The organism is Lactiplantibacillus paraplantarum, from assembly GCF_003641145.1.
In the GTDB taxonomy this organism is placed as follows: Bacteria; Bacillota; Bacilli; order Lactobacillales; family Lactobacillaceae; genus Lactiplantibacillus; species Lactiplantibacillus paraplantarum.
Map to the genome: position 1 here is coordinate 3,083,926 of NZ_CP032744.1, position 12,251 is coordinate 3,096,176.

The 12,251-nt window shown below is 43.1% G+C and carries 9 protein-coding genes; 4 read left to right on the forward strand and 5 right to left on the reverse strand.

The window, feature by feature from the left end:
- Positions 1–24: 24 nt before the first annotated feature.
- The 4 genes from LP667_RS15105 (at position 25) to LP667_RS15120 (ending at position 4,471) form a co-directional block, all read left to right on the forward strand.
- Positions 25–1,362 carry a PTS sugar transporter subunit IIC gene (locus LP667_RS15105; RefSeq protein WP_021729917.1) on the forward strand — a complete coding sequence of 446 codons (1,338 nt, stop codon included), beginning with the start codon at positions 25–27 and terminating at the stop codon, positions 1,360–1,362.
- A gap of 205 nt (positions 1,363–1,567) precedes the next feature.
- Positions 1,568–2,464 carry an N-acetylmuramic acid 6-phosphate etherase gene (gene murQ, locus LP667_RS15110; RefSeq protein WP_056988551.1) on the forward strand — a complete coding sequence of 299 codons (897 nt, stop codon included), beginning with the start codon at positions 1,568–1,570 and terminating at the stop codon, positions 2,462–2,464.
- A 13-nt stretch (positions 2,465–2,477) separates the two neighbouring features.
- On the forward strand, positions 2,478–3,386 hold the full coding sequence (locus tag LP667_RS15115) for an N-acetylglucosamine kinase (RefSeq protein WP_021729915.1): 909 nt from the start codon (positions 2,478–2,480) through the stop codon (positions 3,384–3,386).
- The gene (locus LP667_RS15120) at positions 3,383–4,471 is read left to right on the forward strand and encodes a DUF871 domain-containing protein (protein WP_021729914.1); all 1,089 of its coding nucleotides are present in this window, start codon (positions 3,383–3,385) and stop codon (positions 4,469–4,471) included. Before LP667_RS15115 ends, LP667_RS15120 begins: the two co-directional genes overlap by 4 nt.
- A gap of 222 nt (positions 4,472–4,693) precedes the next feature.
- Here LP667_RS15120 and LP667_RS15125 read toward each other — a convergent pair whose 3' ends face one another.
- The 5 genes from LP667_RS15125 to LP667_RS15145 all read right to left on the reverse strand — a co-directional run bounded on the left by LP667_RS15125 (position 4,694) and on the right by LP667_RS15145 (position 12,237).
- The gene (locus tag LP667_RS15125; protein ID WP_021729913.1) at positions 4,694–6,154 is read right to left on the reverse strand and encodes a glycoside hydrolase family 1 protein; all 1,461 of its coding nucleotides are present in this window, start codon (positions 6,152–6,154) and stop codon (positions 4,694–4,696) included.
- Positions 6,147–8,021 (reverse strand): beta-glucoside-specific PTS transporter subunit IIABC, encoded by a 1,875-nt coding sequence (locus LP667_RS15130; protein ID WP_021729912.1) that lies wholly within the window; start codon positions 8,019–8,021, stop codon positions 6,147–6,149. Before LP667_RS15130 ends, LP667_RS15125 begins: the two co-directional genes overlap by 8 nt.
- 123 nt (positions 8,022–8,144) lie before the next feature.
- Entirely contained in the window at positions 8,145–8,990 is an 846-nt protein-coding gene (locus tag LP667_RS15135) for a PRD domain-containing protein (protein ID WP_021729911.1), read from the reverse strand.
- A gap of 246 nt (positions 8,991–9,236) precedes the next feature.
- Positions 9,237–10,685, reverse strand: coding sequence for a glycoside hydrolase family 1 protein (locus tag LP667_RS15140; protein WP_021729910.1), 1,449 nt, complete (start codon positions 10,683–10,685; stop codon positions 9,237–9,239).
- An 88-nt stretch (positions 10,686–10,773) separates the two neighbouring features.
- The gene (locus LP667_RS15145) at positions 10,774–12,237 is read right to left on the reverse strand and encodes a glycoside hydrolase family 1 protein (RefSeq protein ID WP_021729909.1); all 1,464 of its coding nucleotides are present in this window, start codon (positions 12,235–12,237) and stop codon (positions 10,774–10,776) included.
- Positions 12,238–12,251: the final 14 nt, after the last annotated feature.

The window sequence follows — 12,251 nt, forward strand, 5'->3', positions numbered from 1 at the left end:
AACTTTTAAGGAGATGAGTCAATCATGGATAATTCACGTACATGGAAAGATAAAACCATTGATGTCATGAGTAAAATTGCCGCCAACCGCTACCTACGGGCAATTCGGGACGGAATGGCTGTTATCATCCCAGTAACGATTGTTGGATCGTTCTTCACAATCGTTACACAATTGCCAATTCCTGCTTGGACAAGTTTTATTAAGCCCTATGCCGCTGGTTTAGCTATTCCAATCAATTTTTCAATGGGGTTTATGGCCATTTATGCCGCGTTTGCCATTGCGGGCCGTCTAGCTGAAGGCTATCATTTTGACCATATTTCAACCGGAGTCGTTTCTGTTATGGTCTTTTTACTACTTGCTGTTAAACCAATTACCACTACGCCAGCTGCATTTAAAGCATTGGGATTAAAAGCTGCTGCAACCGTTGTTCCATTGACTAATTTCGGTGCGGCTGGTTTATTTACAGCCATGTTAGCCGGAATTTTAACCGCCGAAGTGACTCGCATCTGTCGTGACCATCACCTAGTGATCACATTACCAGACGGGGTGCCCCCGGCTGTTGCGGCATCTTTCTCAGCATTAATTCCGGCGACTTTTTTGATTGTCGGCGCTTGGGTCATTCACGTTGGACTGAACTTTGACGTTAATACTTTCTTACAATGGGTCTTCAGCCCGTTAGCTTATTTTGGCCGTGACAACTTGCTTTCTGTTATTGTGCCAATTCTGTTAACCGATATCGTTTGGCTCTTCGGGATTCATGGGGCGGCCTTAGCAACACCAATCTTTTGGCCACTATGGTATCCAAATCTGAACGACAATTTAGCTGCTATTTCTAAAGGCACTACCGCTGCAACGGTACCTCACTTTATGACTGAACAGTTCTTCCAGTGGTTTGTCTATGTCGGCGGTGCTGGGGCTACTCTGTCATTATGTATTCTATTAGCCTTCTTCTCAAAATCAGCTTACGGTAAGACTATCGGGAAAGTTACAATTATTCCGGGAATCTTCAATATTAATGAACCCGTTATTTTCGGTGTTCCAATTGTGATGAACCCTTACTTTGCAATTCCATTCGTACTCGCACCATTAACGATGGGGATTATCACTTGGGCTGCAACTGTCTTACACTTAGTTAGTCGGACCGTTGCATTAGTACCATGGACATTGCCAGGACCAATCGGAGCTTTAATGACTACTGCCTGGGACTGGCGAGCAGCCGTTCTATGTATTATTAATATTATCGTTGCAACCTTCATCTACTACCCATTCTTCAAGATTTGGGATCGTAATCAATTGAAGGCTGAACGCGAAGCAGCTCAAGCTGACGCTGAAAAAGCGGCTCAAACAACCGTTACTGAATAACGACTAACATAATGATGTCACATCAGCTTATAATTACGGTATGATTAACTTAATTGTAACTTTCAATGAGTATGTCACTTATTTCATAACGGTCATCTTGGCTTTATCACCAACCGTAATTGATCATTGTTATCATTATTTCGGGAGGACTGCTGCATTTGCCGCAGTCCTCTTTGTACATATTCTAAGAAACGAGGAGAAACTATTGAAATCAGATATTAATCAACTCACTACTGAGAGCCGGAACCCTGCCAGCAGCCATTTAGATGAAATGTCGATCCTGGCAATTACCCAGTTAATGAATCAAGAAGACGCCAAAGTTAGTCAATGCATCACATCTGAACTACCAAAGATTGCGGATGCCATTGCCCTTATCGTGACTGCCTTTAAAGCTGACGGACGTTTAATTTATATGGGTGCCGGTACTAGTGGCCGTCTCGGCGTTTTAGACGCAGCCGAATGCGTGCCAACATTCGGTACTGACCCAGAAATGGTTCAGGGCTTAATTGCTGGTGGGCCACAAGCTATGACAGTCGCTGTTGAAGGCGCTGAGGACCATCCTAATTTAGGCGCACAAGATTTAAAGGATCTGACTTTAACAGCTAATGACGCCGTTGTTGGCCTGGCAGCTAGCGGACGCACACCTTATGTTATCGGCGCACTCGACTACGCACAGCACATTGGTGCGGCGACGATTAGTCTAGCCTGCAATCATCATGCTCAAATCAGTCAACACGCCCAAGTTGCCATTGAAGTTGCCCCGGGCCCTGAAGTGCTCTCTGGCTCGACGCGTTTAAAAGCCGGGACAGCGGAAAAAATGGTGCTTAACATGCTATCAACGATTTCGATGGTTAAGATTGGCAAAGTCTACCATAACTTGATGGTTGATGTGAAACCTACTAACGAAAAGCTCGTGATTCGAGCTAAACACATGATTGAATTGGCCACTGGGGTCTCTGCCGATAAAGCCAGCGAGCTGTTTATCGCCGCTCATCAAAACGTTAAAACCGCGATTGTCATGAACTTAGCTAATGTTCCCGCTAGCAATGCCGAACAACGCTTACGGCGCGCGCACGGTATTGTTCGTGATGCCCTGCAATGAGGAGGAGTACTAAATGACATACTTAATTGGCGTAGATTGTGGTGGGACGCACATCGTTGGTCAAAGTTGGACAACGTCTCCCGAACACCTTGTTCAAAGCGTTACGGGCGGTCCCGGTAACGTTGTCTTAGACTACCCTGCTGCAGTCACTAATTTAACAGCCGTCTTAGACCAGATAACCGCTACAATTCCAACTGATCAAATTGGGTTGATTTTAATCGGAATTGCTGGAATTGAAACTGCTGGCCGGGCTGATCAGGTCCAAAAAACCATCACCCAACGTTACCACGCTAATACCCAGGTCATAAGCGATGCAAAACTGGCCCTACTGAACGGTCTTGCAGGAGCAGACGGCGCCTTAGTGATTGCCGGCACGGGCTCGGTCGTTTATGGCCGCCAAGCCGGAAAATTTCTGCGCGTTGGCGGCTGGGGTTACGTTTTAGGTGACGAAGGCAGTGCCTACGACATTAGCAAGCGGGCACTTAAACAGGTTCTGACCCAGACTGATAACGGTCAAACTAGTCAACTAACAGCTCCCCTATTGGCACAACTTAAAGTTACCGATATTGCTGCCGCCGTCCAGAAATTTTACGCTCAAGATCGACAAACTAACGCTCAATTAGCACAGTTAATCGCCAAACTGGCCGAGCAACAAAATTCTGAAGCCATCACGGTATTAGTCACATCAGCCCAAGCACTGGCACAACAAGTCGTTACCTTATATCAGCGGTTTGCAGAGCCTCGGCCACAACGGGTCGCCCTCTCTGGTTCCGTTTTACAACACAATCGCCTGGTCCGCGACACGTTAACGACGACAGTGCACCAGTCAATACCAACAATTGCATTTAACGATATTACAACTAACAACGCCCACGCCGTCATCTATTGGCACCGGTGGACTCAGGAGGAAATTAATTCATGACAATGCATCAACTAGGTTTATCCATTTACCCCGATCATAGCAACTTTGAAGAAAACGCCGCTTACCTCCAATTAGGCCAACACTACGGCTTCACTCGAATTTTTATGAGCATGCTAGAAGTATCTGGTACGGTCGCCGAAACCAAAGCTAAGTACCAGAAAATTATTGATGTTGGGAATCAATTGGGTTACCAAACGATTTTGGACGTTTCACCACGGATTTTTAAACAACTAGGGATTTCCTATAAAGATCTAAAGTTCTTCGCTGATTTACACGTCGCCGGTATTCGACTAGATGAGGGTTTCGATGGCGCAACCGAGGCGCTACTCTCGTATAATCCGTACGGCTTGATCATCGAACTTAATATGAGTAATGACGTCGATTATCTGAATAATATTCTCAGCTACCAAGCAAACATCCCATTTATTTATGGCTGCCATAATTTCTATCCCCAAGTTGGAACCGCACTACCTTACAACTTTTTCGTTAAGTGTAGCGAACGTTTTCGTAAGTTTGGCATTCATTCCGCCGCTTTCGTGGCCAGTCAGGTTGGTACGATGGGGCCATGGAACGTCAACGATGGTCTACCAACATTGGAAGCCGATCGGCACTTACCAATCGCCGTCCAGGCCAAGCATCTCTTCGCTTCCGGACTAATCGACGATGTGATTATCGGTAACGCTTATGCGAGTGAAGCCGAACTGGCCGCATTATCAGCAATCAATCGGTACCAAGTACAATTTCACATTGAATTTGAAGCTCAGACGAATGCGATCGAAAGAACCATTGCCTTGACCCCACAACATTTTCGCCGTGGCGATATTAACCCAAATGTCATCCGTTCAACCATGCCCCGTGTGACCTACAAGGAAACGCCCAACAGTCCACACGATAATGATGTGGAATTTCAGCGTGGCGACGTATTAGTAGGCAACGACAACTTCGGCATTTATAAAAATGAATTGCAAATCGTCTTACAACCCCACTGTGAACCCCGAAAGAATCGGATTGGTCGGATTGCACCCGAGGAACTGTTACTGCTTGACTTTATTAAGCCTTGGAGTAAATTCCGGTTTGTGGATTGAATATAGTAAAAAATATGTTACTGATTATAAAAAAGTCTATCTCGAAATTTTAACAATTTCGAGATAGACTTTTTTAGTTTAATCCAACTTATTCAAAGCAAATTTCTGCAATTCACATGCTATTTTAAACTGGGTGGATGCTAACAGTATCATTTCCCATCAGTTGATCACACCAGCGGCAAGTCAGTTCTTATACCACGTAAATCCACCGTCATTAACCAATTAAGCTAGATCTTCACCATTAGATTTAATGACCTTCTGGTACCAGTAAAATGAATCTTTCTTATAACGTTTCAGACTTCCTTTGCCGGCATCATCCTGATCAACATAAATAAAACCATATCGCTTGGACATCTCTGAGGTAGAAAAACTAATCAAATCGATTGGCCCCCACATCGTATAGCCCATTAGCTGTACGCCGTCCTGAACTGCAGCTTTCATTTGTGCAATATGTTTACGTAAATAGTCAATTCGATACGTATCATGCACTTGTTGATCAGTTGTTAATTGATCTAGAGCGCCTAGCCCATTTTCAACAACAAATAATGGCTTACGATAGCGATCCCACATCTCATTCAGTGTCACTCGCAACCCCACCGGATCAATTTGCCAACCCCAATCGGATTCCTCAAGGTAAGGATTGCGACCACCAGTAGCCATATTACCGTTCACTTGTTCAGGCGCATCAGCTTGAGTTACCGTTGTCATATAGTAACTAAAACTAATAAAGTCAACCGGATACTTCGCTAAAATCGCCTGATCATCCGGTGCCATTTGAAGTTGAATATCATTCTCTGCAAAAAAACGGTTCATGAATTCTGGATATTCCCCCCGAGCTTGAACATCCGTGAAGAATAAGTTCTTATCGTCTTCCACTTGAGCAGCCTGAACATCTGCAGGATTAGGTGTCGCTGGGTAAGTTTGCATTCTTGCCAGCATTGACCCAATCTTAGCATCCGGGTCAATAGCATGTAATTGTTTGGTAGCCAGTGCACTAGCGATAAATTGATGGTGCAGCGCTTGGTAACGTAACTGCATCTGATCATGCGCCGAATTCTCAGTATCAACAGCTCCAGTGGCATGAAACCCCCAAGTTCCGGTATTAATTTCATTAAAAGTTAAATAATACGGAACGCGACCTTTAAAATGTTTAAAAACGACTTCAGTAAACCGATTAAAATCGGCAATGGTTGCCCGGCTGGCCCACCCATTTTGCTTAAGCGTTAATCCAATGGGCATTTCATAATGTGACAGTGTAACTAATGGTTGAATGTGATAGCGTTGTAATTCATCAATGACTCGATCATAGAAAGCAAGTCCATCTGAATTTGGCTCGAGTTCATCACCTTTTGGAAATAATCGCGACCAAGCAATAGAGAAACGATAAACTTTAAATCCCATCTCAGCAAATAGTTTGATATCTTCTTTGTAATGATGATAAAAATCAACACCTCGACGCTTAGGATACATTGTATCAGTTTGATCATCTAGCGCCGTTTGAATTGAAGATATCGTTACATCATCCATTGACATATGCTTGCGATCCGTCGTTTTTTTCACTACTTCTGCCGTTGTCAGGCCTTTACCTGCTTCATTCCAGGCACCTTCAACTTGATTAGCTGCTGTCGCTCCGCCCCACAAAAAGTCTTTAGGGAACGTTTTAGGATAAGTTGGTTTATACATTAGCTGGTGCTCCTTCCATGATCTCCTTAGGTTGTAATTCTAAAATCCAATTATCACTAGCCTCCGTCGCATCAGTTGGCTTGACCATTTGATAGTCAGCCGTATTCGTAATAATGACCATGACAGTTGTATCGTAACCAGCCGTTTTGATCTTATCCACATCAAATTTAGTTAATAAATCACCACGTTTGACTACTTGGTTTTGCTTAACCATTGTTTCGAAGTATTGACCATTTAATTGAACCGTATTAATACCAATGTGAATCAGAATTTCAGCACCACTATTGGCCGTAATTCCAATCGCATGACCAGTGGGATATACTGCCGTGATTGTCCCATCAACGGGCGCTGTGACCGTCCCTTTATTTGGAACAATGGCTAATCCTTTGCCCATTGCTTCAGACGCAAATACTTCGTCATGAACGCTAGTCAATGGAATAATTGTCCCTTCAACCGGAGCCATTACCGTGTTATCACTTTGATCACTTACTACTGAGTGATCAGCCTGCTGTTGACGAGCGAATCCAAAGAAGTACGTTAAGATCGCACCACCTAAGAATGCTACAATCAATCCAATGACTTCACCCATAAACCCATGCCCTAGAAAAGTTGGTACCGCTAATAAGCTAGGGAGTGTAAATGAGCTAGCGTGCGTACCAGCGGCGCCAATAATTGCACCACCAAGGGCACCACCCACAACGGCACAATAGAATGGTCGTTTTAACTTAAGCGTTACCCCGTAAATCGTCGGTTCGGTAATTCCAAACAATGCTGTGACAAAAGAAGACCCTGCTAATGCTTTCATTTTTTGATCTCGTGACTTCAAAAAAACGGCTAATGCAGCACCAGCCTGTGATAATACGGCCGCACTAAGAATTGGTAACAACGGGTCATAACCCATCTTAGCAATATTGTTCATCATCAATGGTACGAACGTCCAATGTACACCAAAGATAACAAAGACTTGCCAGAAAGCACCCATGATAACACCAGCACCAATTGGCATGAAGTTATAAATTGCCATAACACCACTCGCTAATCCATTACCAATAAGTCCCCCAATTGGACCGACAACTAACAGCGTCAATGGCACCATGATAATTAATGAAAAGAGGGGCGTGAAAATATTCCGAATTGCCGCTGGAAATAGCTTGTCCAGTACTGGCTCTAAATACGACAATACCCAAACTGCCAGTAGAATTGGGATAACCGTTGACGTGTATGTTGTTGGAACCACCGGAATACCAAAGAAATGTAGTGTTGTTGAATTCGTCATAACAGTTACTAAAGTTGGGTATAGCAGGGCTGCACCAAGTGACACCGCTACAAATTGGTTAACCTTCAACTGCTTAGCAGCAGTAAATGCTAGAAAGACAGGTAAAAAGTAAAAAATAGCATCACCAGCAGAATACCAAATCTTGTAAGCCCCACTAGTCGTTGACATCCAATTAAAAGCAACCGCTAAAGCTAGCAACCCTTTCAAAATACCGGCACCAGCCAAAGCACCTAAAAATGGCGTAAAGATTCCGGAAATAAAAGCAATAAACCGATTAATGATGTTTTGCTTTTCACCCGCATCTTCCGTTGTAGTAGCTGCATCAGCCGCCGTATCTGGATTTGCTAATCCTGCTAGATCTGCTAAAGCGGCAAAGACCTGCGCCACAGCATTACCAATAACAACTTGATATTGGCCTGCGCTTTGAACAACCGTAATGACCCCATCTAAGTTTTCAATCGCCTCAGTGTTCGCTTTGTCCGTTGACTTTAAGTTGAAACGCAGTCTGGTCGCACAGTGCCATGCTTTGCTAATATTATCTTTTCCACCAATATTGGTAAGAATTGATTGTGCTAATTCTGAATAATCCATACACTTTTTCCTCCCTAATAAAACGACAAAAACCCAAGTAGGCCCGTTATCAACACTAAAAATATAGGTTGACTGGTTGCTACTTGGGTTTTGCCTAATCGAATAGTTACAATCCCAAAAATATTATTGATTCTCGTTCAACATCCGTTGAATGTGCATGATTAAGTAAATACGCTCATTCACCGAAACAGTCTGTTCCGTCGACTTCTTCACAAAAACAGCGATTTTTTGGACACAGGCAAAGGCTCGCGGATATTGCTTAGATAAATGTTCAAATAAGAAATCATCATCTGCCCCTTGTGATTGATCAGGTCGTTTCAGCGTTAAGCGCTCCGCAAAAAAGCGTAGATGAACTAAAAATCGTTGCAAACTAACACTCTCATCTGGCATCGTTAATGACAGCTGATACTTAACAATATTCAAAATATCATTAATCAACTTAGTCATTGCAAGTGTTTGATCAGTGTTAGAGTCAGCCATACTATTCTCAACAAACTTCATTGCAATAAATCCAGCTTCATCTTCCAACAACGTCACATCAAAATGCTTTTTAATCAGTGCCAATGCTTGCATACCGACTTGAAACTCACGGTGATAAATTCGCTTAGTTTCCCACAAGATTTCATTATGAATATCCATCTGATGGTGGTGCCGATAGACAGCAAAGTGAATATGGTCAGTCAATGAAATCAACAAATAAACGTTAAAAGTCGTTTGCAATTGTTGTTCTGCCAACTCAATAATTTGCGAAGCAACTTCAAAATATTCCGGTTCAATATCTACCATCAAGCTTTGGAAATTACTAATCCAATTATCTCCTTCTGGCGTATAAATCTTAGTAATCTGTTGTTGCTCAACATCGTCACCAGTATGCTTTTTGAACCCGATTCCTTTACCAATTAAGACAACTTCCCGTCCATTTTTTTCAGCCAATAGGACGTTATTATTAAAAACCTTTTTGATTCGCATGCGCACGCTCCTCGACTCTCATACCTAAATAAAGAAAAAAACCTAATAACCCACTGCATCCGTGCTATCAATCACGAATACAATCGATTAATTAGGTTTTGCCCACTAGCTAATGTTAGCGGTAACAATCCTTATTTACAATTAGCTAGTATAGCGGTTTCGGAAAACGATTGCAAGCGTTAAATGCCAATTTATATCATCTCAGCAATGATATATCGCTGTTAGATATCACTAATTGCATTTCAACTATTCAGATTTCTCCGCTAACCCATTATGCTTAATCACATCTTGATACCAGTAGAACGACTTCTTGGGATAGCGAGCTAACGTCCCGTGGCCCTGATCATCTAGGTCCACGTAAATAAAGCCATACCGCTTACTCATCTCGCCAGTTGATGCACTAACAAGGTCGATACAACCCCATGGTGTGTAGCCCATCAAATCGACGCCATCATCAATCGCACCAGCCATCGCTTCAATATGTTGTTTCAAATAATCAATGCGATAATCATCTTCAACATAGAAATTCTTATCAGGTTTATCAATCGCACCTAGGCCATTTTCAACCACAAACAACGGTTTCTGATAGCGATCATATAGCTCATTTAACGCAATCCGTAACCCGATTGGGTCAATCTGCCAACCCCAGTCACTCGCCTTCAAGAATGGGTTCTTGACGCCGCCCATCAGGTTGCCAGCAACAGTATCGGTTACACTACCCGTGGTTTCCACCGCGCTCGACATGTAATAACTGAACCCAATATAATCAACTGGATATTGTTGTAGTAATGCCAAGTCGCCATCCGTAGTCTCCAGATCATCAAAGGTCAGAGCATATTCAGCCAGCAGTCGCTTAGTATAGGTCGGATAAGCCCCACGCACTTGAACATCCGCACAGAAGAAGTTGAAATCTTGATTATGCTGCAAATTAGCCAGCTGATTAACTGGATTCGAATCATAAGCATAACTAGTAGCATAGAGGATCATGCAGCCAACCTGAATATCCTTCCGTAATTCGTGCGCAATTTTAACAGCCTTAGCGCTGGCAACAAATTGGTTGTGCCAAGCCTGAAAAACGTTCTTTTTATCATTGGCACCGGTCGATGGAACTAAGCCTTGTCCCATCACTGGAAAATGTGCCGCGCTATTGATTTCATTGAAGGTCATCCAGTACTTAACCTTTGAAGCATAACGCGTTAGAATGGCCCGCGCAAAAGTTTCGTAGAATTCAATCAAGTACCGGTTCTTCCAGCCACCATACCGTTTGGCCAAGTTCAATGGCAATTCATAATGTGAGATTGTAATCACTGGTTCAATGTTATTAGCCAAGCATTCGTCAATCACATCATCATAAAACTTTAATCCGGCTTCGTTAGGTTGCGTTTCATCACCGTTTGGAAAAATTCGTGACCATGCAATTGAGAAACGGTAACACTTGAAACCCATTTCGGCAAACAGTGCAATATCTTCTTTATAATGATGATAGAAATCAATACCTTCATGGTTTGGATAGGTGTACTTATCTGTATCGATCGTCCAGTCAAAATCTGGTTGACTCACGATTTTAAATCGATCTTTGCCACCTGGTAAAGCATCCGCAATCGATAAGCCACGACCACCTTCTTGGTAGCCACCTTCTAATTGATTGGCAGCAGTCGCGCCGCCCCATAGAAATCCTTCTGGGAACTCTGACATTTAATCAACACCCTTTCTAGTTAGCTAGTAATGATAGCCCTTACACCTAGTATAAACAATCATTGGTCTGAATATCAATTATTACTAACTATCCCAAATCTTCCCCATTCGAGGCAATTACTTTCTGATACCAGTCAAATGAATCTTTCTTCATCCGCTTCAAACTACCATTACCTTCATCATCTTGATCGACATAGATGAAGCCATACCGCTTAGACATTTCGGAAGTACCGGCACTAATGACATCAATGCAACCCCAGGTCGTGTAGCCCATCAAATCAACACCATCCTTGACCGCTTCTTTCATCTGTTCAATATGTTGACGTAAGTAGTCAATCCGATAATCATCATGAATCTTACCATCGGCGCTGATTTCATCTTCGGCACCCAAGCCGTTCTCAACAACGAATAATGGTACCCGATAGCGATCCCAGAACTCGTTCAAGGTAATCCGTAAACCAACTGGGTCAATCTGCCAGCCCCAGGCACTGGATTTCAAGTATGGATTTTTACCACCCATTGATAAGTTACCACTAGCTTGTTCAACATCGTCAGTCGCCGAAGTAATCGTCGTCATATAGTAACTAAAACTTAAGTAATCGACCTTGCCTTCAGCTAACAATTGTTCATCGCCAGCTTCCATCGTTAATTCAATCCCGTTTTCTGCAAAGTACCGGTTCATATATTCTGGATATTCACCACGTACCTGTACGTCAGTAAAGAATAGATTCAATTGATCTTGCAATTGGGCTGCCCGAACATCAGCTGGATTAGGCGTATTGGCATAAGTTTGCATCCGCGCAAGCATTGAGCCAATTTGGGCCTCAGGATCAATCTCGTGACACTGCTTAACTGCAATTGCACTCGCAACAAATTCATGATGTAGCGCTTGGTAGCGTAATTGCATTTGATCATGTAAGCTTAGATCACTATCAATTGCACCAGTACCAGTAAACCCCCAAGTTGAAGCGTTAATTTCATTGAAAGTTAGCCAGTACTTCACAACACCTTTATAGCGTTTGAATAGCACTTCAGTATAGCGAGTGAAATCTGCAATTGTCTTGCGACTTGCCCAGCCATTATTCGTTAATGTTAGGTTTAATGGCATCTCATAGTGGGAAATGGTCACTAAGGGCTCAATACCATACTTGTGACATTCAGCAAAAACATTGTCATAAAACTTCAAACCAGCTTCATTCGGTTCAGTTTCATCACCTTTCGGAAAGATCCGAGCCCATGCTAAGGATAGGCGGTATACCTTGAAGCCCATTTCCGCGAATAGCTTAATGTCTTCCTTATAGTGATGATAGAAGTCGACGCCACGGCGCTTAGGATAAAGCTTATCCGTTTGATCATCAATGGCAGCTTGGACACTCTCTTTAGTAACCTCGTTCATCGACATTACTTTGCGGTCAGTAGCCTTCTGAACAACTTCAGCAGTTGTTAGGCCCTTCCCATCAACGTTCCAACCCCCTTCAACTTGGTTGGCAGCAGTCGCACCGCCCCACAAAAAGTTCTTTGGAAAGCCAGTTGGCATTGTTTTTGAATACATAATTGAAAACTCCC